The sequence below is a fragment of the Nocardioides sp. P4_G10 genome (assembly GCF_056401175.1).
Window position 1 is genome coordinate 66,697 of sequence record NZ_JBFUJV010000003.1, and the last position, 24,493, is coordinate 91,189.

Consider the following 24,493-nt stretch of genomic DNA (forward strand, 5'->3'; position numbering starts at 1 on the left):
GCCAGAGCCCGGGGTCGGCGGGGTCAGCAGCCGACGAGGCGCTCCGCGAACCAGCGGGTGATGCCGTCGAGGCTGACCCGCTCCTGGGCCATCGAGTCGCGCTCGCGGATCGTGACCGCGTCGTCGTCGAGGGTCTCGAAGTCGACCGTCACGCAGAACGGCGTACCGATCTCGTCCTGGCGGCGGTAGCGGCGACCGATGGCGCCGGAGTCGTCGAAGTCGACGTTCCAGTTCTCGCGCAGCTCGGCGGCCAGCGCCTTCGCCTTGGGCGAGAGGTCGGCGTGGCGGCTCAGCGGGAGGACCGCGACCTTGACCGGCGCGAGGCGCGGGTCGAGCTTGAGCACGACGCGCTTGTCGACGCCGCCCTTGGTGTTGGGGGCCTCGTCCTCGGTGTAGGCGTCGATGAGGAACGCCATCAGCGAGCGGGTGAGACCGGCGGCCGGCTCGATGACGTAGGGCAGGTAGCGCTCGTCGGCGGCCTGGTCGTAGTAGGACAGGTCCTTGCCGGAGAACTCGCTGTGCTGCTTGAGGTCGAAGTCGGTGCGGTTGGCGATGCCCTCGAGCTCCTCGAAGTCACGACCGGAGAACCCGAAGCGGTACTCGATGTCGGTCGTGCCCTTGGAGTAGTGCGACAGCTTCTCCTGCGGGTGCTCGTAGTGGCGCAGGTTGTCGGGGTTGATGCCGAGGTCGACGTACCACTGGGTGCGCTGCTCGATCCAGTAGCGGAACCACTCGTCGTCCTCGCCGGGCTTGACGAAGAACTCCATCTCCATCTGCTCGAACTCGCGCGTGCGGAAGATGAAGTTGCCGGGGGTGATCTCGTTGCGGAAGCTCTTGCCCATCTGCGCGATGCCGAAGGGCGGCTTCTGGCGGCTCGAGGTCACCACGTTGGCGAAGTTGAGGAAGATGCCCTGCGCGGTCTCGGGCCGCAGGTAGTGCAGGCCGGACTCGTCCTCGATGACGCCGAGGTAGGTCTTGAGCATCATGTTGAAGTTGCGCGGCGCGGTCCACGCGTTGCGGGTGCCGCAGTTGGGGCAGGCGACCGACTCGTTGATGTCGACGGTGTCGGGGTCGTCGATGCCCTTCTTCGCCGCGTGGTCCTCCTGGAGGTGGTCCTCGCGGAAGCGCTTGTGGCACGACTGGCACTCCACGAGCGGGTCGCTGAAGGTGCTCAGGTGGCCGGAGGCCTCCCACGTGCGGGTGGGCAGGATGACGCTGGAGTCGAGGCCGACGACGTCGTCGCGTCGCGTCACCATGAACTTCCACCACTGGCGCTTGATGTTCTCCTTGAGCTCCACGCCGAGTGGGCCGTAGTCCCAGGCCGACTTCGTACCGCCGTAGATCTCACCGCAGGGGTAGACGAAACCTCGGCGCTTCGCGAGGGAGACGACGTTGTCCAGGGCGGTGGGAGCGGGCTTGGCCACGGTGCAGGTCCTTCAGGTGTGGGCAGGTCGGCAGGCTGGCTGCCGGCTCGGAGAAACGAACGGTCAGCCTATCGAGCGGGGGTGCGCCTCGTTGAGGTCGGTCCCCTCCTCGACCACCTCGTAGGCGCTGGGCTCGTCGAGCGCGTTCACCATCAGCGGCTGGATGTGCATCTTGCCCTCGTACGACCCCAGCGCGCGCCGGTAGGACCCGACGTTCTCCCAGCGCGTGGTCAGCACCCAGAGGGACGGGTCGTCGACGTTGCGGCCGACGTCGCCGCCGACCCATCCGGGCTTGGCGGCCAGGATGGCAAGTGCCTGCAGCAGGCCGGCGCGCAGCTCGCTCTCGGCTGCCGCGTCGGGCAAGGGCGTACGGAGGCGGGTGACGACGAGCACGGGCTCACCCTACGGCCCGCCGGTTTGACAACGGTTCTCAAAGAGCGTGAGAATCGTTCTCATGTTGTCCGCCACCCGACCGATCGCCCTCGCCATCGCCCTCGCCACCGCCCTCGCCTCGGCCGCTCTCCTTGCCGGCTGCGGCGGGTCCGACGACAGCGCCGGGAATGGTCGCTCGGCCGTCGCCGCGTTCTACCCGCTGGCCTGGGTGACCGGTCAGGTGGCGGGCGACGAGTGGGAGGTCACCAACCTCACCGGGCCGGGCACCGAGCCGCACGACCTGTCGCTCGACATCAAGCAGACCGCGACCCTCGCGGAGGCCGACCTGATCGTGCTCGAGCACGGCTTCCAGCCCGCGGTCGACGAGACGGTCGACGCCAACGCGCCCGACGCGGAGATCGTCGACGCGGCCGACGTGGTCGAGCTCATGCCCGCCTCCGAGCACGAGCACGAGCACGACGAGGCGGGCCACGACCACGGCGACCTCGACCCCCACTTCTGGCAGGACCCGCTGCTGATGGCCGACCTCGGTGACGCCGTGGCCGACCGGCTGGTCGAGCTCGACCCCGACGGCGCAGCGACGTACGAGGACAACGCGGCGGCGCTGCGCACGGAGCTGGAGGCCCTGGACCAGGAGTACGTCGACGGCCTGGCGACGTGCGAGCGCACGACGACCGTCGTCAGCCACGAGGCGTTCTCCTACCTCGCCCGCTACGGGCTGCAGTTCGAGGCGATCGCCGGCCTCTCCCCCGACGCCGAGCCGACGCCGGCCGACCTGGCCCGGCTCCAGCAGCTGATCACCGAGGACGGCATCACCACCGTCTTCTCCGAGCGCCTCGCCAGCAGCAAGATGGCCGACTCGCTCGCCGGCGACCTCGGCCTCGAGACCGCGGTGCTCGACCCGGTCGAGGGCCTCTCGGACGAGACGTCCGACGACGACTACCTTTCCCTCATGGGCCAGAACCTCGACGCGCTCCGGAAGGCCAACGGATGCCAGTGAGCCCCGGAGCACCTCCGGTCGAGGTCCGCGACGGGTCGGTCGCGATCGGCGGCCGCCCGATCCTGCGCGGGATCGACCTCACCGTCCGGTCCGGCGAGTTCCTGGCACTGATGGGCGCCAACGGCTCCGGCAAGTCGACCCTCGTGCGTGCGATCACCGGCCTGCTGCCGACGACGGGTGGCGGCATCTCCCTCTTCGGCACGCCGTACGCCGACTTCCGCGACTGGAAGCGGGTCGGCTTCGTGCCGCAGCGCGCGTCCGCGGCCAGCGGCGTACCTGCGACCGTCTGGGAGGTCGTCGCGTCGGGGCGCATCAGCCGGCGGCGCCCCTTCCTCCCACTCTCCCGCGAGGACCGGCGGGCGATCGCCGACGCGATCGACGTCGTCGGGCTGTCCGACCGCGCGGGCCTCGGCGTGTCCCAGCTGAGCGGCGGGCAGCAGCAGCGCGTCCTCATCGCTCGCGCACTGGCCGGCGAGCCCGACCTGCTGGTGCTCGACGAGCCCACCGCCGGGGTCGACCTCGGCAACCAGCGCGCCCTCGCCGACGCGCTCGCCACCTTCAAGGCCGGCGGCGCCACCATCGTGCTGGTCGCCCACGAGCTCGGTCCGATGGCGCCGCTGATCGACCGAGCGGTCGTGATGCGCGACGGCCGGATCGCCTACGACGGGCCCGCGCTCGACGAGGAGGACGCCCACGGGCACCACCACCCGCTGGCCGCCTCGCACGACCACGTCCCGCACGTGGGATCGCCGCTCGACGAGCTGGGCGGCGGACGATGAGCGACTTCGTCGACCTCTTCTCGCTGCCCTTCATGCAGCGTGCGCTCCTCGCCGCGCTGCTGACGGGCCTCGCCGCACCCGCGATCGGCACCTTCCTCGTGCAGCGCCGCCTCGCCCTGCTGGGGGACGGCATCGGCCACGTCGCCGTCACGGGTGTCGCGATCGGCCTGCTCACCAACACCTCCCCGACGTGGACGGCCGTCGTCGTCGCGGTCCTCGGCGCCGTCCTGATCGAGGTCATCCGCGAACGCGGCCACACCAACGGCGACGTCGCGCTGGCCCTGCTCTTCTACGGCGGCCTGGCCGGTGGCGTGCTGATCACCGGCCTCGCCGGACAGGGTGCGGCGCGGCTCCAGGAGTACCTCTTCGGGTCGCTCACCAGCATCACCGCCAGCGACGTGTGGTTCACGTTCGGCCTGACCGTGGTGCTGCTCGTGACCACGCTCGGCCTGCTCCCCCAGCTCTTCGCCGTCTCCAGCGACCCCGACTTCGCGCGAGTCGCCGGCCTGCGGGTGCGCCTCTACAACCTGCTGATCGCCGTGCTCGCCGCCGTGACCGTCACCGTCGCGATGCGCACGGTCGGCCTGCTGCTCGTGTCCGCATTGATGGTGGTGCCGGTCGCGACCGCCCAGCAGCTCGCCCGCTCGTTCCGTACGACGATCGCGGGCGCGATGGTCGTCGGCGTCCTCGCGGCCCTCGGCGGCCTGCTGCTGAGCGCGGCCCTGTCGTTCCGGGCCACTGTCGCGCCGGGGCCGACGATCGTGCTGCTCGCCCTCGCGATGTTCGCCTCCACCTGGCCCATCGGCGTGTGGCTGCGCAGGCGCCGCCGGATGCTCTCGCCGTTCGCGAGCGTCGAGGTGGCCACGCACACCGTCACCGACGAGCACCCCCACCAGCACGGCACCGACTGCGGCCACCCGGCGGTGCCGCACGCGGACCACGTCGACTACGTCCACGACGGCCACCGGCACGCCGTACACGGAGAGCACTATGACGAGCACTGAACCCACGCCCCGGCCCTCGGTCCGGCCGACCCGCCAGCGTCGCGCGGTCGCCGCCGCGCTGGCCGGCTTCGACGACTTCCGCAGCGCGCAGGAGATCCACGACCTCATCTCGCAGCAGGGCGAGTCCGTCGGGCTCGCGACCGTCTACCGCACGCTGGCGACCCTCGCCGACGCCGGCGAGGTCGACATGCTGCGCAACGAGGACGGCGAGGCCATCTGGCGCAGCTGCTCCGACACGCACCACCACCACCTCGTGTGCCGCACCTGCGGGGCGACCGTGGAGGTCGAGGGACCTGCCGTCGAGCGGTGGACGAGCGCGATCGCGACCGAGCACGGCTACGCGGACATCAGCCACACGCTGGAGATCTTCGGGACCTGCCCCGCCTGCCGCTAGGGCTGGCCGGGGGTCTGGTTGGGGAGCGCGCCGCCGTAGCGGCGGTCGCGGCTGGCGTACGTCTCGACGGCCGACCACAGGTGCCGCCGGTCCACGTCGGGCCAGAGCACGTCGGTGAAGACCATCTCGCTGTAGGCCGCCTGCCACAGCATGTAGTTGGACAGCCGCTGCTCGCCCGACGTGCGCCAGACCAGGTCGGCGTCCGGAAGCTCGGGGACGTAGAGGTGCCGGGCGAAGATCTTCTCGTCGATCTTGTCCGGGTTCAGGCGGCCTGCGGCGACCTCGCGGCCGATGGCGCGAGCGGCGTCGGCGAGCTCGGCCCGGCCGCCGTAGTTGACGCACATCGTGAGGGTGAGGACGTCGTTGTCCTTCGTCATCTCCTCGGCGACCTGGAGCTCCTTGATGACCGACCGCCACAGCCGGGGAGCGCGACCGGCCCAGCGCACGCGCACGCCCAGGTCGTGCATCTCGTCGCGACGACGGCGGATCACGTCGCGGTTGAAGCCCATCAGGAAGCGCACCTCGTCGGGCGAGCGCGACCAGTTCTCGGTGGAGAACGCGTAGGCCGAGATGGCCTTCACGCCGATCTCGATCGCCCCCTCGACGACGTCGAAGAGCGTGTGCTCGCCCTGCTCGTGCCCCTTCGTGCGGGGCAGCCCACGCTCCTTCGCCCACCGGCCGTTGCCGTCCATGATGATCGCGACGTGCTCGGGCACGAGGTCGCGCGGGACCGGCGGCGGCGTCGCGCCGCTCGGGTGCGGGGTCGGCGGCTTCACCTCTCGCTTCACGGCGCCAGCGTAGTGCGGGGACGTCATGGCGTGCGGTCGCCCGGACGACCGCACGCCATGACGTCAGAGGCGACGCGTCAGCGCTCGACGTACGCCATCGAGCGCAGGCCGCGCTCGAGGTGCCAGGCGAGGTAGGCCGAGACGAGGTTGCTGGCCTCACGCAGGTGGCGTGGCTCGGCGGCGTGGACGACGGGCCAGTCGCCGACGAGGAGCGCGCCGAGCAGGAGGACGGTCTCCCCGGCGGGGGTGGCCGACCCCGGCAGCTTGTCGGAGGAGCACAGGACGCCACCGGCCGACGGGTTGAAGAAGCGGTGCGGGCCCTCGACGCCGCACTGCACGCAGTGGTCGAACGACGGCGCGTAGCCCGCGACGGACAAGGAGCGCAGCAGGTAGGAGTCGAGGACCTGCTTGGCGGGGTGCTCGGGGCCGGCCATCGCCCGCAGCCCGCCGACGAGCAGCAGGAACTGCTGGACCGCGGGCTCCTTCTCCTCGGTCACCAGGCGCTCGGCGGTCTCGAGCATCACCGTGCCGGCGGTGTAGCGGTCGTAGTCGAGCCCCAGCCRTGCGTGGAACGGGTCGAGCGTCTCGGCCTGGGTGATCACGTCGAGGCTGCGCCCCTCCGCGAGCTGGAGGTCGACGTGGTTGAACGGCTCGAGGCGGGAGCCCCAGCGTGACGTCGTACGCCGCACCCCCTTGGCGACCGCGCGCACGCGCCCGTGCTGACGGGTCAGCAGGGTGATGATGCGGTCGGCCTCGCCCAGCTTGTGGGTGCGGAGCACGACGGCCTCGTCGCGGTACAGGGGCACGCGGTCATTCTCCCCCACCGAGCCTGCTCAGGCGCGTACGGGCGGGGTGCGGCGTCAGCGTTTCCGGGTGCGGGCCTTCGTCGCGGCCTTGGTCGTGGCGGGGTGCTCGTGCCAGCACTCGAGGGCGAAGTCGGCGGCGGCGGTGGTGAGCCGCTCCGGCCGGAACCGCCACTCGAGGATCGAGGTGGCCCGTTCGAGCCGGACGTTGGGCAGCTCCGCGGCCAGCATGTCGGCGTCGACGAAGGGGTGGATCGGGTCGATCGGGTGGCCGACGAGGAAGACCGGTGCCTGGATGCGACGACGCTGGCTGCGGGACGGCGCGAGCCGGCCGAAGATCACCCCGTGCAGCACCGAGGCGATGGACTCGGCGCGGTGGTCGACGGTGTCGAGGCCGATGCCGACCCAGAACGGGACGATCCCGCGGGGCACGGACCGGGAGAGCCGCTGCAGGGTGTTGGCCGTGATCGGCAGGTAACGCGCGGCGAGCATGATCGGGACGAACGCGAGGATCCCGGCGACCAGCGCGTTGTTGAGCACCGGCATCTCGACGATCAGGCCCTTGACCCGCTCCGGCGCGATCACCGCCACCTCCAGCGAGACGTTGGCGCCCAGCGACGTGCCGCCGATGACGGCCTGCTCCGCGCCGAGGTGGTCGAGCAGCGCGACGACCTGCTCGCCGAACGACGTCATCGAGTAGACCAGCGGGTCGGCCGGCTGGTCGGAGCGGCCGTGCCCGAGCAGGTCGAGGGTCACCACGTGCAGCCCCTGCGCGGCCATCGCGCGGGCGAGCGGCTGCTGCATCCGGCGCGGCATGAGCAGGCCGTGCAGCAGCACGACCCACTCGTCGCCCGAGCCGTACTCGGTGTACTCGAGCCGGTCGCGCCCACCGTCGGACTCGACGAAGAACTGTCCGATCCGCTCGCTGACCAACATGGACCGAATGTAGCGCTGCCGGCGCTCAGCCGCGGTTGACCGCGCTGATGACCGCCTTCAGCGACGCGGTGACGATGTTGGCGTCGAGCCCCACGCCCCACAGCACCTTCTCGCCGACGGCGCACTCGACGTACGCCGCTGCGATGGCGTCGCCACCGGACGACAGTGCGTGCTCGTGGTAGTCGAGGACCCGGACCTCGCCGCGGCCGGCGTAGGCCGGGTTGCCCGCCGCCTGCTCGGCCTCGACGAGCTCGTTGAGCGCGTTGGTGAAGGCGTTGATCGGGCCGTTGCCGGCGCCGGTCAGCTCGCGGCGCACGCCGTCGACGTACACCCCGACGGTGAGCTGGTCCTTCTCCCCCGCAGCGCTGGAGGTGTGGACCGAGTTGAGCTTGAGCGGGGTCTCCCGGTCCAGGTACTCCGCACGGAAGACGGACCAGATCTCCTCGGGCGTGATCTCCCCGCCCTCGGTGTCGGTGCGCTGCTGGACGACGCGGCTGAACTCGATCTGCGCGCGACGCGGCAGGTCGAGCTTGTGCTCGGACTTGAGGACGTAGGCCACGCCGCCCTTGCCGGACTGGCTGTTGACGCGGATGACCGCCTCGTAGGTGCGGCCGACGTCCTTGGGGTCGATCGGCAGGTACGGCGCCTCCCAGGGCAGCTCGCCGACCTCGACGCCCAGCGCGGTCGCCTTCTTGTCCAGGTCCTCCAGGCCCTTCTTGATGGCGTCCTGGTGGGAGCCGGAGAAGGCGGTGTAGACGAGGTCGCCCGCGTAGGGGTGGCGCGGGTGGACCGGCAGGTTGGTGCAGTACTCGACGGTGCGGCGGACCTCGTCGATGTCGCCGAGGTCGACCTGCGGGTCGATGCCCTGGCTGAAGAGGTTCATCGCCAGGGTCACCAGGTCGACGTTGCCGGTGCGCTCGCCGTGGCCGAACAGGCAGCCCTCGACGCGGTCGGCGCCGGCCATCAGGCCCAGCTCGGTGGCGGCGACCGCGGTGCCGCGGTCGTTGTGCGGGTGCAGGCTGATCGCGGAGTGCTCGCGGCGGGTCAGGCCGCGGCCGAAGTACTCGATCTGGTCGGCGTAGGTGTTGGGCGTCGACATCTCGACCGTGGCGGGCAGGTTGAGGATGATCTCGCGGCCGGCCTCGGGCTGCCACACGTCGGACACCGCTTCGCAGACGCTCAGCGCGAAGTCGGTGTCGGACTGGGTGAAGATCTCCGGGCTGTACTGGTAGCCGAAGGACTCGCTGCCGACGAGGCCGCCAAGCCGCTCCTCGGCGTACTTCATGACCATCTCGGTGCCGCGGACGGCGATGTTGCGGCACTCGTCGGGGGTGACGTTGAAGACCACGCGCTGGAACAGCGGAGCCGTGGCGTTGTAGAGGTGCACGGTCGCGCGCGGGGCGCCGACCAGCGAGTCGACGGTGCGCTCGATCAGGTCCTCACGGGCCTGCGTCAGCACCGAGATCTGTACGTCGTCGGGGATGCGGTCCTCGTCGATGAGCTTGCGCACGAAGTCGAAGTCGGTCTGGCTGGCGCTGGGGAAGCCGACCTCGATCTCCTTGTAGCCCATCGCCACCAGCAGCTCGAACATCGTGAGCTTGCGGGCGGGCGTCATCGGGTCGATGAGCGCCTGGTTGCCGTCGCGCAGGTCGGTGGAGAGCCACCGCGGCGCCTTCTCGACCTTCCGGGTCGGCCAGGTGCGGTCGGGAACGTCGACGGGCACGAACGGCGTGTAGCGGGCGAACGGCATCGGGCTCGTGCCCTGCTGGTTGGCGGTGTTGCTCAGGTTGGTCATGAGGTCCTCGGTCTGCTTCTCGTGTGCGGAGGGGCGACCGGCACGCGCCACACTCCGCAACGAGGGGGCCGGGTCAGGCCTCGCTGCGGCGGCGAAGGAGGAGAAGGCTGCGCATCATGAGGGACCAACAGTAACCCCGTCCGCGCGCAGCCGCCGCCCGTCTCCCGCTGGATGAGACACCTCGTGGCCGGGTCCGGCCACCAGGCCCGGGCTCACGCCCGACCGCGGCCCGCCCACGCCACGGCGGTGATGTCGAACGGACCGTCGCCGAGGTTGCGGCGCAGGGTCTGCTCGACCTCCCGCCTGCGGTCCGGGTCGAGCGCGGCGATGACCTCCCCCGCCGGGCCGACGCCGTGCAGGTAGGGCTGCCACCACTCCTCGAAGGTCGGGTGGGTGACGGTGACCGACAGCTCGCTCACCTCGACGTCACGGAGGGCGGCACCCTCCAGGATCGAGCGGATGCTCTCGCGCGAGCCACCCTGGAAGCCCCGCTCGTCCGGCTGCTGCGGGGCCACCTCGGCGAAGGCGGTCCACAGCGGCGCCATCGGCGCGCGGGAGCCGGCGAGGTCCCACACCGTGGCGCCGACCCAGCCGCCCTCCCGGGTCACCCGCTTCATCTCCGACACCCCGCCGACGGGGTCGGTCATGAAGTGCACGACGAGGCACGCGCCGCTCACGTCGTGCGAGTCGTCGTCCCACGGCAGCGACTCGGCGGCGCCCCGCTGGACGTCGACCCCGGGGAAGCGGGCGCGGCAGGTCTCGACGAAGGGCGCCGACGGGTCGATCGCGGACACCTGGTCTGCTCCGAGGCGGTCGACCAGCGGCGCGGTGAACGCACCGGGCCCGCAGCCGACGTCGAGCGCTCGCTCCCCCGCGGTTACCTCCAACAGGTCGGCGAAGCGGACCGCGAGCGGCTGCGAGTAGCGCCCCATGAACCGGTCGTACGCCTCACCCGCCACCTCGAAGCTCACGCGTCGACGGTACGCCGCCCGCGGGCCCGTGAGTAGCCTCGGCTCCGTGCCGCGCCTGCTCATCGTCCACCACTCGCCGACGCCCTCGGTGGCCGCGCTGACCGAGGCCGTGGTCGCCGGCGCGTCGGACGACGCGATCACCGGCGTCGACGTGGTCGTCCGGGCAGCCCTCGAGGCCGATGCGGACGACGTGCTCGCCGCGGACGGCTACGTGCTCGGGACGCCCGCGAACTTCGGCTACATGAGCGGGGCGCTCAAGCACTTCTTCGACTCGATCTTCCTCCAGGCCGGCGGCGCCCTCACCGACGACGGCTCGGCCGCGGCGGTGGAGGGCGGACGCAAGCCGTTCGGGCTCTACGTCCACGGGCGCTACGACACGATGGGTGCCGTGCGCTCGGTGCAGTCGATCGTGGGTGCGCTCGGCTGGCGGCAGAGCGCGCCGGTCCTCGAGGTGCTGGGCGACGTGGGCGAGTCGCAGCGCGAGTCGGCGTACGAGCTGGGCGGGACGCTCGCGGCCCTGGTGATGGGATGAGGCGGCTCCTCGCGGCCCTCGCCGCGGCCGTCCTGCTGTCGGGCTGCACCTCTCCCACCGGCGCACCCGCGGACGACCCGACACCGTCGCCGTCCTCGACCTCCACCCCGACCGAGGTCGCGGCCCCGGACCCGGGCCCGACGCCCGAGGTGGGCGAGTGCCACGCCCTGTCGTTGCGCCAGGCGGTCGCCGTGGTGGGTCGTACGGCGCCGGTCGCGTGCCGACGACCGCACACGGCGCAGACCTTCTTCGTCGGCCGGCTCGACCTCACGACGAAGTCCCGCTTCACCCGGCGGGTGGACTCGCAGGCCGCGCAGCGGCAGATGAGCCGCGCCTGCACCACTCGGCTCCCCCGGCACCTCGGACGTACGCCGCGCGAGCTGAGGCTGCGCATGGTCCGAGCCGTCTGGTTCAGCCCGAGCCAGAAGCGGGCGGAGGCCGGGGCCGACTGGTTCCGCTGCGACATCGTGGCCGTGGCGTCGCCCGGCACGCTGCTGCGGCTCCCGCGCCGAACGAAGGGATGGGACGGTCCGCTGATGTGCGCCACCGCGGCACCCGGCACCCCCGGGTTCCGGCGGGTGACGTGCGGCGCGAAGCACTCGTGGCGTGCGGTGGCGACCGTCGACATCCCGGGCCGCAGGATGCCCACCCGCGACGCGGTGGCCGCGCGGATGGACCAGGTCTGCCGCGACGTCGCGGCGGACGCCACCGACGACCTGGACTTCACCTGGTCGCAGGAGAGCCCCACGCGCGAGCAGTGGGACGCCGGCCAGCGCTACGGCATCTGCTGGGTGCCCGACACCTCGTCCTAGGCGGTGAAGTGCACCCCGCCGAAGCGGGACCGCCACGCCGTCACCCGGGTGGCGACGTCGTCGAGGTCGGCGCCCGGGGTCAGGGCCAAGGCGAGGAGGGACGCGAGCACGTCCATGTCGCCGCGACCCATGCCCAGCCGGACCAGCTCGGGGGTGCCGATGCGCAGCCCGTTCAAGTCCCCGTCGACCGCCTCCACCGGCAGCCCGATGCCCGACGTCAGCAGGTTGGCGCGGCGCAGGAGCCGTGCCGCGCTCTGGCCACCGCCCCACTGGCGCGCCTCCAGGGCGAGCTGGTGGGACCCGGTCGGCCCGTCGATGCCGTGGAAGACCGGGAGCCCGCGCTCCACCAGGCCGGCGGCGAGGGCCGCGGCCGTCTGAACCATCGTCGCGGCGTAGTCGGCCCCCACGGCCTTCCAGTCGAGCATCGTCACCGCCAGGGCGGCCGCCTTGCCGGCGTCGAAGTTGGCAGTGAGGCCGGGATAGGCGATCGCGTCGAGGCTCCGGGCGATCTCCGGCTCGTTGGTGACGACCAGGCCGCCGGGCGGCCCGCCGAGGCTCTTGTAGGTGCTCATCGTCATCACGTGCGCGCCCTGCTCGAGCGGGTTCGGCCAGGCGCCGCCGGCGATCAGGCCGCAGACGTGGGCGGCGTCGAAGAGCAGCACCGCACCGACCTCGTCGGCCACCTCGCGCAGCGCGGCGACCGGGTGGGGGTAGAGGTTCATGCTGGCGCCGATGGTGATCATCCGGGGGCGGTGCTCGAGTGCGAGGTCGCGCAGCGCTGCCACGTCCACGGTGAAGCGGTCGGCGTCGACGGGCGCGGCGAGGGTGCGCAACCGGTACATCCCGGCCGAGCCCCCTGCGTGGTGGGTGACGTGGCCGCCGATGCTGGCGGGCGGGGCGATGATCGTGTCCCCCGGCTCGCACGTCGCCAGGAAGGCGTAGAGGTTGGCGATGGCCCCGGACGGCACCCGGATCTCGGCGTAGCGCGCCCCGAACACCTCGCCCGCGAGCTCCGCCGCCATCACCTCGATCTGCTCGATGGCCTCGAGCCCCATCTCGTACTTGTCACCGGGGTGACCCAGGGACGCCCGCGACCCGAGCCCGGCGGAGAGCATCGCCTCGGCGCGGGGGTTCATCACGTTGGTCGCCGGGTTGAGGTTCAGGCAGTCGTGGTCGTGGATCTGCCGGTTGGCCGCCACCAGGCGGTCCAGCTCGGCGAGCGAGGCCGCGACCGTCCGGTCCGCGGTCGCCGCCGCCAGTGCCTCGATGTGGGTGCGGCTGTGCTCGGGGACCCAGTGCTGCTGCGCGAGTGCGGTCATGGAGCCATCATCGACACCGGGACCGGTAAGGACCAGCGCGCATCACGCGGCACGACTGGTTAGCGTTGCTACATGATCGACCTGTCCCGGCTCGTCTTCCTCCGCGCCGTCCACCGCCACGGCTCGGTCACGGCCGCGGCGCGCGAGCTCGGCTACACGTCCTCGGCGGTGAGCCAGCAGATCGGCAAGCTGCAGCGCGAGGCGGGCGTTCGACTCCTCGAGCCCGTCGGTCGCGGGGTCGTGCTCACCGACGCCGCCCTCGTCCTGGTCGATGCCGCGGTCGCCGTCGAGGCGGCCGAGGAGGAGGCGCGGGGGCGGCTCGAGGCCCTCTCCGGTGGGCTGACGGGGTCGCTGAGCCTGGCGTGCTTCCCCTCGGCGGTCCGCGGCGTCGTCGCGCCCGCGCTGCGGTCGCTGGCCGAGGCCGCACCCGAGCTGCGCATCCGGCTCCGGGAGCTCGCACCCGACCTGGGCCTCGAGGCGGTCGCGGGCGGGTACGTCGACGTGGCGGTCGTCCACGACTGGGTGCACGACCGCACCACGCTCGCTGCCGGCCTGGAGTCGGTGCACCTGGCCGACGACCCCGTCGACCTGGTCGTCCCCGCCACGCACCGCCTGGCAGGCCGGCGGACGGTGGCCCTCTCGGAGACGGTCGACGACGTGTGGGTCACCGACGTCTCGGACAGCATCTGCACCCGGTGGATCCTCGACATGCTGGGCGCCGCGACCGAGCACCCGCGCGTGGACTTCCGGGCCGAGGAGTACGCCTCGCAGCTCGCCCTGGTGTCGGCGGGGCTCTGCGTGGCGGTGCTGCCGCGACTGGGCCGTCCCGCCCTGCCGGACACGGTGCGGGTCGTGGCCCTGCGCGGACCGGTCCCCACGCGTCGCTTCCTGGCCGTCCACCGCGCGTCGACCTCGCGCCGGCCGGCGGTCGGTCGCCTCGTCGAGGCGCTGGTCGGGGCCCTCGCCGAGCAGGAGCGCCGCCCGGACCGCGGGTAGGGGTCAGAAACCGAGCTTGCGCAGCTGACGCGGGTCGCGCTGCCAGTCCTTGGCGATCTTGACCTGCAGGTCGAGGTAGACCGGGGTGCCGAGCAGCGCCTCGATCTGCAGGCGCGCGGCCGTGCCGACCGAGCGCAGGCGCGAGCCCTTGTGGCCGATCATGATGCCCTTCTGGGAGTCACGCTCGACGTAGAGGTTGGCCACGATGTCGAGCAGCGGCTTGTCGTCGGGACGCCCCTGGCGCAGGCCCATCTCCTCGACCACCACCGCGATCGAGTGCGGCAGCTCGTCGCGCACGCCCTCGAGGGCGGCCTCGCGGATGAGGTCGGCGGCCAGCGCCTCCTCGGGTGCGTCGGTGAGGTCGCCGTCGGGGTAGAGCGGCGGCCCCTCCGGCAGCAGCCCGACGAGCAGGTCGGCCAGCAGGTCGACCTGGTCGCCCGCCACCGCGGAGACGGGCACGACCTCGGCCCACTCGGTGCCGGTCTCGACCCCCAGCGCTGCGATGTCGAGCAGGTGCTGGCCGAGCTGCTCGGGGGTCGCCAGGTCGGTCTTGGTCGCGACGGCGATGCGGGTCGTACGCCGCACCTTGGCCAGCTCGCCGACGAGGTAGCGGTCGCCGGGCCCGATCTTCTCGTTGGCCGGGAAGCACACGGCGACCACGTCGACCTCCGCCCACGTGGTGCGCACCAGGTCGTTGAGCCGCTCCCCCAGCAGGGTGCGGGGACGGTGCAGGCCGGGGGTGTCGACGAGGATCAGCTGCGCGTCGTCGCGGTGGACGATGCCGCGCACCACGTTGCGGGTGGTCTGCGGCTTGGACGACGTGATGACGATCTTCTGGCCCACGAGCGCGTTGGTCAGCGTCGACTTGCCCGCGTTGGGACGCCCGACGAACGACGCGAAGCCGCTGCGGTAGCCCTCGGGCGCCTCGTAGAAGGCGCTCGCCGGCGCGACGCCGGACAGGTCGAAGTCGTCGTCCAGCTCGTCGTCGTCCTCGTCGACCTCGTCCTCGAGCTCGAGGTCCTTGTCGTCGTCGTCAGCCATCGTTCGCCTCCTCGGTCTGGGCAGCGTCGTAGTCGGCCCAGATCTGCTCGTCAGTCTTGCCTGCCGCCTTGCCCGCGCGCCAGATCGGTCCGGGGTCGACCGCGCGCGGCTGACGGGCGGCAGTGGCGCGCCAGTAGCCCATCACGTCGTAGTGGCTGGTCGGGAGGCCGACCTCGCGCATCAGGTGCTTGCGGATCGCGCGCATCTGCGCGGACTCGCCGGCCATCCAGAAGTAGCCCTCGCCCTCGGGCCACTCGATGCCCGCGACCACCTCGGCCAGCGCGCTCTGCCCGGGCGCGGGCGGGGCCAGCCAGGTGACGTCGACGCCGGCGGGCAGGTAGCCGGACAGGTCGTCGGGCACCTCCGCCATGACGTACGTCGTCAGGTCGGGACGGGACTCGGCGATGCGGGCCATCGCCGGCATGGCCGTCAGGTCGCCGACGAGCAGCAGCCAGGACGCCCCGGGCGGCGGGTCGAACGACGCCTTGGGCTCGGTGATCGTCACGGTGTCGCCGACGCAGTCGCGCATCGCCCACTCGGTGACCAGGCCGACGTCGTGGACCACCACGTCGAGGGTGAGCTCGCCGTCCCGGAAGGACCGCACGGTGTAGTAGCGGCTCTGGAACTGCCCCGGCACGACGAGGCCGACCCACTCGTCGGCGATCCCGGTCGAGGTGAAGCCGTCGACGTCACCGAGGACCAGCCGGACGAGGTGGTCCGAGAGCGGTTCGCGGCGACGCACGGTCGCCTGGAACTGGGCTGCACGGGTGCTCACCCACTGAGGTTATCGGTGGCTCACCAGTCGGGGCGCATCGGGAAGTCGGAGCGGCCGTCGTCGTGGTTGCGGGTCGCGAGCACCTGGTGCAGCTCGACCTCGTCGCGCTCGAAGCCGACGCGCGAGCCGGCGATGTAGAGGCCCCACACGCGGGCCGTCCCCTCACCGACCTCGGCCACGCACTCGTCCCAGTGCTCGACGAGGTTGCGGTTCCAGTCGCGCAGCGTGGCGGCGTAGTGCAGGCGCAGGTTCTCGCTGTGCTGCACCTCCAGGGCCTGGTCCTGCGCAGCCCGGATGATCGTGCCCGAGCCGATCAGCTCCCCGTCGGGGAAGACGTAGCGGTCGATGAAGTGACCCGTCTCCGTCCGGCGGTTGTGCCGCCGGGTGATCGAGTGGTTGAGCAGGCGTCCGCCGGGCCGCAGGCGGTCGCGGAGGTGGCGGAAGTAGGCGGGGTAGTTGCGCACGCCGATGTGCTCGGTGAGCCCGATCGAGCTGACCGCGTCGAAGCCGGACTCGACGACGTCGCGGTAGTCGAGGTGGCGCACCTCGGCGAGGTCAGCGAGGCCCTCGCGGTCGATCGCCTCCTTGGCCCACTGCGCCTGCTCCAGCGACAGCGTCACGCCCAACGCGCGCACGCCGTGCTCGCGCGCGGCGTGGCGGACCATGCTCCCCCAACCGCAGCCGACGTCGAGCAGGCGCTGGCCGGGCTGCAGGTCGAGCTTGCGGCAGACGAGCTCGAACTTCGCCGCCTGCGCCTCCTCGAGGCTCATGTCGGGCGTCTCGTAGACAGCGCAGGTGTAGGCCATCGACGGCCCGAGCACCAGCTCGTAGAACCGGTTGGACACGTCGTAGTGGTGGGAGATGACCTCGGCGTCGCGGGTCATGGAGTGCCGCAGCCCCTCCACCGCGCGCCGCCAGCGGGGCAGGTGCTCCTGGGGTGGCGGGGGCGGTGGCCGCAGGTGCGTGAGGCCGAGGCTGCGGGCGATGTGCACCGCCTCGGGCGGCGCCGGCACCCGGAACTTCGTGTGGTCCTTGAGGAGCACGAGCGCGTCGTAGGGGTCACCGGGGTGGACCCCCGAGAGCTGGAGGTCGCCGCTGACGTAGGCCCGCACCATGCCGAGGTCGCCGGGCGCCGTCATCAGGTAGGCGAGCCCGCGCTCGGTGCGCAGCTGCATCCCGACCTCGGCGTCCGGAGGACCGGCGCTGCTGCCGTCGTACGCCGTGAAGTGCAGCGGCAGCCCGCCCCACACCAGTCGGTCCATCGCGTCGCCGATGCTCAGGCGCGACGGTGGGCGGGGTCGCGAGCCCGGGTCCGTGTGGAAGGTCATCGTCGTTGCACCACCTTGTCGTAGAGGGACGTGAGTCGGCCGTCGGGATCGTGAACGGCCTTGACGCGGGCCAGGTGGTCCCCGCCGTAGAGGCGGTCGAACTCCGCCTGCGCGTAGAAGGCCTCGGAGTAGAGGCTCTTGTGGCCGCCGAGCTCGGAGACCTTCGCCTCGATCGCCCGGTTGCGCGGGGACGTGGGCGCGTCCGGGCCGACGTTGACGATGCCCCAGAAGCCCACGTTGACGTAGGTCGTCTCGGCGCTGAGCGGGTAGCCGGGCCAGGGCCGGTCGCCGGAGCCGTCCGCCTCGCGACGCAGCCGCAGTGGACACAGCCACACCGGGCGCATCCCGATCTCCCGGTCGAACCAGGCCAGGAACTCGGGGAGCCGCTCGACGGGGACCTCGACGTCCTGGACGACGCGCTCCCCCTGGGGACGACCGGCGCGCCGGTCGAGCCGGTCGGCGACCCCGAGGCGGCGGTCGAGCGCGACGAGCTTCCAGTACACGTCGGAGCGCCGCAGCCGTCGCGGCCACACCCGTCGCACGAGCGGGTGCTGGGCGCCGAAGGCGCGTGAGCACCAGAACCAGTCGGTGTCCCAGCGCCACAGGTAGTCGTGCACGGTGAGCCGGTCGGTGCTCCGCTGCTGCAGCGAGCGGTAGAAGACCTGCTGGCCGGCGTAGTCGCTGGTCGGCCCGGGGTCGTCGGTCCACCGCGCGAGGGTGAGGTAGAGCTCGTCGGGGGCGAACGCGACGCCGTCGACCGCGTCGACGCGCTCCCCCGCCCAGGCCCGCTCCTCGACCACGCGGACGACGGCCTCGGCGAGCGTCGTCGCGTCGGGGAAGCGGACGTGCCGGAGGGCGACGTACGACGGCACCTGCTCGAGCTCGATCCGCAGCCGGGTCGCGTAGCCGAGCGAGCCGTAGGAGTTGGGGAAGGCGTCGAAGAGCTCGTCACCCGGCTTGGTCGTGACGACCTCGCCGGCCCCGGTGAGCACGTCCATCTCGAGGACCGACTCGTGCGGCAGGCCGCTGCGGAAGCTCGTCGACTCGATGCCCAGGCCGCTGACCGCGCCGCCGAGCGTGATCGTCCTGAGCTGCGGCACGACCAGCGGGATGCGGCCGTGCGCGAGCGTCACCTCGACGAGGTGCTCGTAGGTGCACATCCCCTGCACCTCGGCAACGTCGCCGTCGACCTCGACGACACCCGTCAGCCCGGAGACGTCGAGGCCGGCCTGTGACGCCGACCGGCCACGGAACAGGTTGCTGGTGCGCTTCGCCAGTCGCACCGGCGCACCCGCAGGCAGGGCGGCGTAGGACTCCCTGAGTCTCGCCTCCCCAGCAGCATGCTGCTCGCGACCAACAGCCGTTCGCACCCCTCCACGCTAGCGATCCCGGCCCGCTCACGCGAGCAGGTTGCAGTCCAGTGGCTCAGGTGGCGAGCGAACGGGCGATCGCGCCCCGTGCGTCGCCGAGGTGCACCGGCACGCCGGCTCCGGCGAAGTCGCGTACGGCGTCGAGGGCGGGTACGCCGTCCGCCAGCACGACAGCGGCCTCGAGACCGGCCGAGCCGGACGACACGGCCATCGCCACGCACACGTCGAGCGCCGACAGGTCGAGGTGCGCGAGGCGCACGCTGGCGGCGGCGTAGGTGCGGCCGTCGAGGTCGCGCACGGCGGCGCCCTCGTCGGTGCGCGCCCGGGCCCGGGTCGCTCGGGCGAGGGTCACCAGCTTGGCGTCCTCGGCGCTGAGGTCGACGGCGTGGTTGGTCATGCGAGAACCCTAGTGAGCGGCCCGCTCGGCGCCCGTCAGCGGCCGGCGGACGTCACCGAGGTGTCGTCGGCGGCGGCGTCCGACTCCGGCGCGAGAACGGTCACCAGCACGGTCTCGATCTTGTTGCGTCGACCAGTGGCGCGCTCGGCCTCCAGCCGCAGGCCGTGGCACTCCACGACGGAGCCGGGGAGCGGGACCTTGCCGAGGTGCTTGGCCATCAGTCCGCCGACGCTGTCGACGTCGTCGTCCTCCACGTCGAAGCCGACCAGCTCGTCGAGGTCGTCGACCGGGTAGCGCGAGGACACCCGCATCGCGCCGCCCTCGAGGTGCTCGACCTCGACCTCCTCGGCGTCGTACTCGTCGGTGATCTCGCCGACGATCTCCTCCAGCACGTCCTCGATCGTGATCAGACCGGCGGTGCCGCCGTACTCGTCGACGACCACCGCGATGTGCTGGCGACGGGCCTGCAGCTCGGTGAGCAGGGCGTCGACCGGCTTGGAGTCGGGGACGTAGTGGACCGGCCGCATCACCTCGTCGACGCGCTGGGTGAACTCGACGTCGGGGGCCTCGAAGTCGCGGCGGACGAGGTCCTTGAGGTAGGCCATGCCGACGATGTCGTCGAGGTTCTCGTCGATGACCGGGATGCGGGAGTAGCCGCTGCGCAGGAAGAGCGACAGCGTCTGGCGGATGTTCTTGTGGCGCTCGATGTAGACGACGTCGGGGCGCGGGACCATCACCTCGCGGGTGATGGTGTCGCCGAGCTCGAAGACCGAGTGGATCATCTTGCGCTCGCCGGACTCGATGATCGCGCCGGCCTCGGCCATGTCGACCAGCTCGCGCAGCTCGGTCTCGGTCGAGAACGGGCCCTCGCTGAAGCCCTTGCCGGGCGTGATCGCGTTGCCCAGGAGGATCAGCAGCGCCGGGATCGGGCCGAGGATCGTGGTCACGAGGGAGAGCGGGCCCGCCGACGCCAGCGCCACGCGCACGTCGTGCTGGCGGCCGATGGTGCGCGGGGCGACGCCGATGACGACGAAGGAAACGACCAGCATCACGCCGATCGTGGTGAGGAACGTCGGGACGGGCGAGCCCTGGTAGGCGTCGCGCGCCCACGTCGCGACCAGCACGATCGCGCTGATCTCGCACAGCAGGCGCATCAGCAGCGCGGTGTTGAGGTAGCGCGCGGGGTCGTCGAGGAGCTTGACCAGGCGCACCGCGCCGGGCCGTCCCTCGGCCTTGAGCTCCTCCGCACGGGCGCGCGAGAAGCCGCCGAGGGCGGCGTCGGCGGCCGAGAAGAGCCCGGCGAGCACGACCAGCAGTGCGGCCGAGCCGAGCTGCCAGATGTCAGCAGTCATGTCAGACGGGCTCGGCCGACGCGCGCCACTTCTCCAGCAGCTCGCCCTGCAACCCGAACATCACCGCGTGCTCCTCGGGCTCGGCGTGGTCGTAGCCGAGGAGGTGGAGGATGCCGTGGACGGTCAGCAGGTCGATCTCGGCCTCGCGTCCGTGCCCGGCCTCCTCGCCCTGCCGCTCGGCCACCGAGGGAGCCAGCACCAGGTCGCCGAGCACGCCCTCCTCGGGCTCCTCGTTGACCTTGCCGGGGCGCAGCTCGTCCATCGGGAAGGCCAGCACGTCGGTGGGACCCTCCTTCTCCATCCACTGGCCGTTGAGCTCGGCGATCGTGTCCTCGTCGACGGCCTTGATGCAGAGCTCGGCCTGCGGGTGCACACGCATCTCGTCCATCACGAAGCGCGCCAGCCGGGAGAGGCGGCGTACGTCGACGTCGAGACCCGACTCGTTGAGGACCTCGATGCTCATCGGGGACTCCGCTCGGTCTTCTTCGGACCGGGGCGCTCGTTGTCGGAGTCGAAGACCTCGTAGGCCTCCACGATGCGACCGACGAGGCGGTGGCGGACCACGTCGGTGCCGGTGAGGCGGCAGAAGGTGATGTCGTCGACGCCGTCGAGGATGCCCTCGACGACCCGCAGGCCCGACTTCGTGCCGGAGGGCAGGTCGACCTGGCTGGTGTCGCCGGTGACGACGATGCGCGAGCCGAAGCCGAGGCGGGTGAGGAACATCTTCATCTGCTCGGGCGTGGTGTTCTGCGCCTCGTCGAGGATGATGAACGAGTCGTTGAGCGACCGGCCGCGCAGGAACGCCAGCGGGGCGACCTCGATGGTGCCGGCGGCGAGCAGCTTGGGGATCGTCTCTGGGTCGACCATGTCGTGCAGCGCGTCGTAGAGCGGGCGCAGGTAGGGGTCGATCTTCTCGCTGAGCGTGCCGGGCAGGAACCCGAGCCGCTCGCCCGCCTCGACGGCCGGGCGGCTGAGGATGATCCGGTTGACCTCCTTGGCCTGCAGCGCCTGCACGGCCTTGGCCATCGCCAGGTAGGTCTTGCCGGTGCCGGCCGGGCCGATGCCGAAGGTGATCGTGCTCTGGTCGATCGACTCGACGTAGCGCTTCTGGTTGACCGTCTTGGGGCGGATCGTGCGACCGCGGTTGGACAGGATGTTGAGGCTCAGCACGTCGGCCGGGCGCTCCTGCGTCTCGGTGCGCAGCATCTGGATGATCCGCTCGACCGTCTCGCCGGTGACGCCCTGGCCGGTGCGGACCAGCGTCACGATCTCGTCGAGGAGGCGCTCGGCGGTGGCGACCTCGGCCGACTCGCCGGCGAGCGTGATCCGGTTGCCACGGACGTGGACGCTGGCGTCGAAGGCCCGCTCGATCAGCCGGAGGTGCTCGTCTCCCGGGCCCAGGACCGACACCATGTCGATGCTGTTGGGGACGACCACGGTGTGGGTCGGTCGCTCCTGGGAGGAGCCTGGCTGGTTCGTCGCAGTCATGGATGCCCGTGCGGGCGGCCTTCCGGGTCGGTGGTAGAGCCCCACCATGCTACCGAGCCGGCCACGCGCGGCCCACCTGACGAGGGGAGGCCGGTCACGTCAGGCCGTCAGGGGCGGGTGACCTGCAGCATCCCGAGGCACATCTCGTCGGTCGTGCCCTCGCCCCACACCACGTAGCGGTCGGGCTGGCCCTCGAAGGAGGGCAGCCTGTCGCGCAGCCACTGGACGTGGCGACAGGTCACCTTGACCTGCTCGAACGGCTCGAGCCGGATCGGGGTGATCGGGCGGCTGCCCTGGTCGTCGAAGTCCCAGACGGGGATGTCGAGGATGGTCTTCGCCTGCGGGGTGCCCGGGTTGACCTCGATCTTCAGGGAGCGGCCCAGCAGGTGCATGTGCCCGGCCACGCCGTGGATGGTGATCGGCTCGGACAGCGTGCGCACGCACGACTGCACCTCGCCGGCGCGTGGCTCACCGCCGCACAGGAGGTGGAGGAGGTCGGCGGTGTTGCCCTCCGCGCCGAAGCGTTCCTTGACGTCGGCGAGCGCCGCGTCGCGGTCACACAGCTCTCCGTCGGAGTGCTTCGGCCGGCACGGCAGCTCCACGGGCGCGGGCAGCAGCATGGTGCTGAGCGCCTCGTAGTCGCGCGTGCCGGGTGCGAGGCGCAGCTGGGCGGCCGAGGTGTCGGGCTGCTGCCCGGCGAGCAGGTTGTAGTGGACCTGCATCACGATCCGGCTGCCCTTGCGCAGGCGTACGCCGTAGCCGGGCTTGGTGACCGACTCCTTGCTCCCCGGGGCCCACGCGCCGATCCACGAGGACCGGTCGACGTTCTGGAAGCGGTCGAGCCCCGTGCCGCCGAAGCAGGTCCAGCCCTCGTCGTCCTCGGCCGCGTCCTTGGCCTCGGCGGCGGCGACCTGTCGCGGCGGGACCTGGAACAGGATCACGTGGTGCACGACGTCGGGGTTGCCGGGCAGCACCTGCGTGCCGGTGAGCCAGGCGTCCTTGTCGAGCTCGGGGTCGAGCAGGAAGCACCGGTAGTCGTCGGTTCCGGTGCCGTAGGGCGCGGACGGCGTGTACTCGCCGGGCATCGCGATCGTCGTACGCGTCTCCCCCGCGCGCAGGCGTCGGGACTTCGCCCGCTCGGCGTAGTGGCCGCTGTGCCCGGCCTGCCCCTTCTGTGCGGCCTCCTCGGCGTCGGCCGTGGAGGCGCTCGTCGGGGAGTCCGCGGGCTGGGTGGCGGTCTGGTCCGCCTCACCGGAGCCGTCGCTGCCGCTGCAGGCGGACAGGGCGAGGAGCCCGGCGGCGAGCAGGGCCGCGAGCACGGGGCGGGTGCGGGACGGCAGGAGGTGCATGGCAGCTCAGACCAGCGTCTCGGACATCCGCGGCGAGCCGCCGAGCACGTGGAGGTGGGTGTGGAACACCGTCTGACCGGCGCCCGTGCCGGTGTTGGCGATGAGCCGGTAGTCGGCGTTGCCGGACTCCCGTGCGACCTCGTCGGCGAGGGCGACCAGGTGGCCGATGCTGGCCGGGTCGGCGGCCGCGGAGGCGGCGGCGTTGTCGTGGTGGTCCACCGTGATCACCAGGGCGTGGAACGGCGCCTGCGGGTTGAGGTCCTTGATCGAGACGGCGTGGGCGTTGCGGCCGAGCACGTCGGCCGGGACCTCGCCGGCGACGATCTTGCAGAAGATGCAGTCGGGGGCCGTCTCGCTCATGGCGCCACCCTAGGCTCTGGCGGCGCGGCGTGGGACTGGAAGCGGCACCCGCGCCTCGCACTACCGTGGCGATCATGACCTTCCCCTCCACTCCACGACCGGCTCGCGCCCGCGCCGTACGACGCTGGGCGGGCGCCGCGGCCGTCGTCGTGGCGAGCAGCCTGGCCCTCGCCGGGTGCAGCGACGACCCGACGCCGGTCTCCGACGACACGGGCACGGCGACCGAGGAGCCGCAGCCCTCGGAGACCGGGTCCGATGCCGGGCAGGAGTCCGACTCGGCGTCCCCGACCGAGTCACCCGCCGAGTCGGGGTCCCCCTCGGAGCCGGCGGCATCCGGCACCGCTGTCCCGGTCTACTTCGCCGGCGACGGCCCCGGCGGACGCACCGTCCTGTTCCGCGAGTTCCAGCGCGTCGAGGGCGACCCGCTGACCGAGGCCGCCCGGCTCGTCGCCGGCGGCGGCCAGCCCGGCGACCCGGACTACCGGACCCTCTGGCCCGGCGTGGAGATCAGCTCGGTCCAGGCGACCGACGGGGTCCTCCTGGTCGAGATCCCCTCCGACGGGTTCACCGAGCGCCCCGACGGGATGTCGCGGCGCGACGCCAGGCTCGCCGTCCAGCAGCTCGTCTACACGCTCCAGGGCGTGCAGCAGGAGCGCGTGCCGGTGCAGGTGCAACGCGAGGGCGGCGCACCGCTCTTCGGGCTCCCGACCGGGACGCCGTTCGAGGCCGCCGGGGCGCTGCGCACCCTCAACCTCGTCAACATCACCTCGCCCGCCGAGGGCGACACCGTCAGCGGCGACACCCTGACCGTGACGGGGGTGGCCAACTCCTTCGAGGCCAGCGGGCCGTGCCGACTCCTGCAGGGCGGCGAGGAGATCGCGCTCGAGGGCTACCAGTCAGCGGGCTGGATGGGCAACCGGCTGTTCCCGTTCGAGGTGGACCTGCCGCTCGGCGACGTCGCCGGCGAGGTCGTGGTCCAGTGCGAGACCGACGACCCCACCGGAGGCACCGAGGGCCCCGGCCCGGCCGTCGACACGAAGACGATCACCGTCGGCTGAGGCGTCAACCGGACCGCCCGCTGGGGCGT

The 24,493-nt window shown here is 72.0% G+C and carries 26 protein-coding genes; 8 read left to right on the forward strand and 18 right to left on the reverse strand.

What is annotated here, in order from left to right; genetic code table 11:
• Positions 1–23: 23 nt before the first annotated feature.
• On the reverse strand, positions 24–1,424 hold the full coding sequence (locus AC1DP1_RS05820; protein WP_477506057.1) for a glycine--tRNA ligase: 1,401 nt from the start codon (positions 1,422–1,424) through the stop codon (positions 24–26).
• 63 nt (positions 1,425–1,487) lie between these two features.
• Complete coding sequence (locus AC1DP1_RS05825; protein ID WP_477506058.1) at positions 1,488–1,817, reverse strand: antibiotic biosynthesis monooxygenase family protein; 330 nt, start codon at positions 1,815–1,817, stop codon at positions 1,488–1,490.
• Positions 1,818–1,878: 61 nt separating this feature from the next.
• Here AC1DP1_RS05825 and AC1DP1_RS05830 point away from each other — a divergent pair, with 61 nt between their 5' ends.
• The 4 genes from AC1DP1_RS05830 to AC1DP1_RS05845 are packed head-to-tail and all read left to right on the forward strand — an operon-like array spanning position 1,879 to position 4,994.
• Positions 1,879–2,817 carry a metal ABC transporter solute-binding protein, Zn/Mn family gene (locus AC1DP1_RS05830; RefSeq protein ID WP_477506059.1) on the forward strand — a complete coding sequence of 313 codons (939 nt, stop codon included), beginning with the start codon at positions 1,879–1,881 and terminating at the stop codon, positions 2,815–2,817.
• Complete coding sequence (locus tag AC1DP1_RS05835) at positions 2,808–3,596, forward strand: metal ABC transporter ATP-binding protein (protein WP_477506060.1); 789 nt, start codon at positions 2,808–2,810, stop codon at positions 3,594–3,596. Before AC1DP1_RS05830 ends, AC1DP1_RS05835 begins: the two co-directional genes overlap by 10 nt.
• On the forward strand, positions 3,593–4,600 hold the full coding sequence (locus AC1DP1_RS05840; RefSeq protein ID WP_477506061.1) for a metal ABC transporter permease: 1,008 nt from the start codon (positions 3,593–3,595) through the stop codon (positions 4,598–4,600). The genes AC1DP1_RS05835 and AC1DP1_RS05840 overlap by 4 nt, the downstream gene beginning before the upstream one ends.
• Positions 4,587–4,994: a Fur family transcriptional regulator gene (locus tag AC1DP1_RS05845; protein ID WP_457189931.1), complete on the forward strand. Its 408-nt coding sequence runs from the start codon at positions 4,587–4,589 to the stop codon at positions 4,992–4,994. Before AC1DP1_RS05840 ends, AC1DP1_RS05845 begins: the two co-directional genes overlap by 14 nt.
• Here AC1DP1_RS05845 and AC1DP1_RS05850 read toward each other — a convergent pair.
• The 5 genes from AC1DP1_RS05850 to AC1DP1_RS05870 form a co-directional block, all read right to left on the reverse strand.
• Positions 4,991–5,782, reverse strand: coding sequence for an isoprenyl transferase (locus tag AC1DP1_RS05850; RefSeq protein ID WP_477506062.1), 792 nt, complete (start codon positions 5,780–5,782; stop codon positions 4,991–4,993). The two genes, AC1DP1_RS05845 and AC1DP1_RS05850, sit on opposite strands and share 4 nt — an antisense overlap.
• Before the next feature lie 77 nt (positions 5,783–5,859).
• Positions 5,860–6,588, reverse strand: coding sequence for a DNA repair protein RecO (recO, locus tag AC1DP1_RS05855; RefSeq protein ID WP_477506063.1), 729 nt, complete (start codon positions 6,586–6,588; stop codon positions 5,860–5,862).
• 54 nt (positions 6,589–6,642) lie between these two features.
• Positions 6,643–7,521 carry an alpha/beta fold hydrolase gene (locus AC1DP1_RS05860; RefSeq protein WP_477506064.1) on the reverse strand — a complete coding sequence of 293 codons (879 nt, stop codon included), beginning with the start codon at positions 7,519–7,521 and terminating at the stop codon, positions 6,643–6,645.
• Positions 7,522–7,546: 25 nt separating this feature from the next.
• Positions 7,547–9,316 carry a 2-isopropylmalate synthase gene (gene leuA, locus AC1DP1_RS05865; protein ID WP_477506065.1) on the reverse strand — a complete coding sequence of 590 codons (1,770 nt, stop codon included), beginning with the start codon at positions 9,314–9,316 and terminating at the stop codon, positions 7,547–7,549.
• A gap of 212 nt (positions 9,317–9,528) precedes the next feature.
• Entirely contained in the window at positions 9,529–10,287 is a 759-nt protein-coding gene (locus AC1DP1_RS05870; RefSeq protein ID WP_477506066.1) for a class I SAM-dependent methyltransferase, read from the reverse strand.
• Positions 10,288–10,333: 46 nt separating this feature from the next.
• On the opposite strand from AC1DP1_RS05870, the gene AC1DP1_RS05875 reads away from it, so the two are divergent.
• Both AC1DP1_RS05875 and AC1DP1_RS05880 read left to right on the forward strand, forming a co-directional pair.
• Positions 10,334–10,819, forward strand: a complete 486-nt coding sequence (locus AC1DP1_RS05875; protein WP_477506067.1) for an NAD(P)H-dependent oxidoreductase — start codon at positions 10,334–10,336, stop codon at positions 10,817–10,819.
• Positions 10,816–11,631 (forward strand): septum formation family protein, encoded by an 816-nt coding sequence (locus tag AC1DP1_RS05880; protein ID WP_477506068.1) that lies wholly within the window; start codon positions 10,816–10,818, stop codon positions 11,629–11,631. The genes AC1DP1_RS05875 and AC1DP1_RS05880 overlap by 4 nt, the downstream gene beginning before the upstream one ends.
• Here the strand turns inward: AC1DP1_RS05880 and AC1DP1_RS05885 are convergent.
• Entirely contained in the window at positions 11,628–12,950 is a 1,323-nt protein-coding gene (locus tag AC1DP1_RS05885) for an aminotransferase class I/II-fold pyridoxal phosphate-dependent enzyme (protein WP_477506069.1), read from the reverse strand. The two genes, AC1DP1_RS05880 and AC1DP1_RS05885, sit on opposite strands and share 4 nt — an antisense overlap.
• 72 nt (positions 12,951–13,022) lie before the next feature.
• Between AC1DP1_RS05885 and AC1DP1_RS05890 the strand changes: the two genes are divergently transcribed.
• Positions 13,023–13,946, forward strand: coding sequence for a LysR family transcriptional regulator (locus AC1DP1_RS05890; protein WP_477506070.1), 924 nt, complete (start codon positions 13,023–13,025; stop codon positions 13,944–13,946).
• Between the two features lie 3 nt (positions 13,947–13,949).
• Here the strand turns inward: AC1DP1_RS05890 and era are convergent, their stop codons facing one another.
• The 10 genes from era to AC1DP1_RS05940 form a co-directional block, all read right to left on the reverse strand.
• Positions 13,950–14,987: a GTPase Era gene (era, locus tag AC1DP1_RS05895; protein ID WP_477506071.1), complete on the reverse strand. Its 1,038-nt coding sequence runs from the start codon at positions 14,985–14,987 to the stop codon at positions 13,950–13,952.
• Positions 14,980–15,762: a siderophore-interacting protein gene (locus AC1DP1_RS05900; protein WP_477506072.1), complete on the reverse strand. Its 783-nt coding sequence runs from the start codon at positions 15,760–15,762 to the stop codon at positions 14,980–14,982. The genes era and AC1DP1_RS05900 overlap by 8 nt, the downstream gene beginning before the upstream one ends.
• A gap of 20 nt (positions 15,763–15,782) precedes the next feature.
• Complete coding sequence (locus AC1DP1_RS05905; RefSeq protein WP_477506073.1) at positions 15,783–17,090, reverse strand: class I SAM-dependent methyltransferase; 1,308 nt, start codon at positions 17,088–17,090, stop codon at positions 15,783–15,785.
• The gene (locus AC1DP1_RS05910; protein ID WP_477506074.1) at positions 17,087–18,373 is read right to left on the reverse strand and encodes an FAD-binding oxidoreductase; all 1,287 of its coding nucleotides are present in this window, start codon (positions 18,371–18,373) and stop codon (positions 17,087–17,089) included. The genes AC1DP1_RS05905 and AC1DP1_RS05910 overlap by 4 nt, the downstream gene beginning before the upstream one ends.
• A 142-nt stretch (positions 18,374–18,515) precedes the next feature.
• Complete coding sequence (locus AC1DP1_RS05915; protein WP_477506075.1) at positions 18,516–18,857, reverse strand: cytidine deaminase; 342 nt, start codon at positions 18,855–18,857, stop codon at positions 18,516–18,518.
• A gap of 35 nt (positions 18,858–18,892) precedes the next feature.
• The gene (locus AC1DP1_RS05920) at positions 18,893–20,209 is read right to left on the reverse strand and encodes a hemolysin family protein (RefSeq protein ID WP_477506076.1); all 1,317 of its coding nucleotides are present in this window, start codon (positions 20,207–20,209) and stop codon (positions 18,893–18,895) included.
• Between the two features lies 1 nt (position 20,210).
• A complete protein-coding gene (gene ybeY, locus AC1DP1_RS05925) occupies positions 20,211–20,672 on the reverse strand; it encodes an rRNA maturation RNase YbeY (protein WP_477506077.1) in 462 nt (153 codons plus the stop codon).
• Positions 20,669–21,697, reverse strand: a complete 1,029-nt coding sequence (locus AC1DP1_RS05930) for a PhoH family protein (protein ID WP_300051728.1) — start codon at positions 21,695–21,697, stop codon at positions 20,669–20,671. Before AC1DP1_RS05930 ends, ybeY begins: the two co-directional genes overlap by 4 nt.
• A 107-nt stretch (positions 21,698–21,804) precedes the next feature.
• Positions 21,805–23,046, reverse strand: coding sequence for a hypothetical protein (locus AC1DP1_RS05935; protein WP_477506078.1), 1,242 nt, complete (start codon positions 23,044–23,046; stop codon positions 21,805–21,807).
• Between the two features lie 6 nt (positions 23,047–23,052).
• Positions 23,053–23,406 carry an HIT domain-containing protein gene (locus AC1DP1_RS05940; RefSeq protein WP_457189962.1) on the reverse strand — a complete coding sequence of 118 codons (354 nt, stop codon included), beginning with the start codon at positions 23,404–23,406 and terminating at the stop codon, positions 23,053–23,055.
• Between the two features lie 74 nt (positions 23,407–23,480).
• On the opposite strand from AC1DP1_RS05940, the gene AC1DP1_RS05945 reads away from it, so the two are divergent.
• Positions 23,481–24,464, forward strand: coding sequence for a Gmad2 immunoglobulin-like domain-containing protein (locus AC1DP1_RS05945; RefSeq protein ID WP_477506079.1), 984 nt, complete (start codon positions 23,481–23,483; stop codon positions 24,462–24,464).
• Positions 24,465–24,493 lie beyond the last annotated feature (29 nt).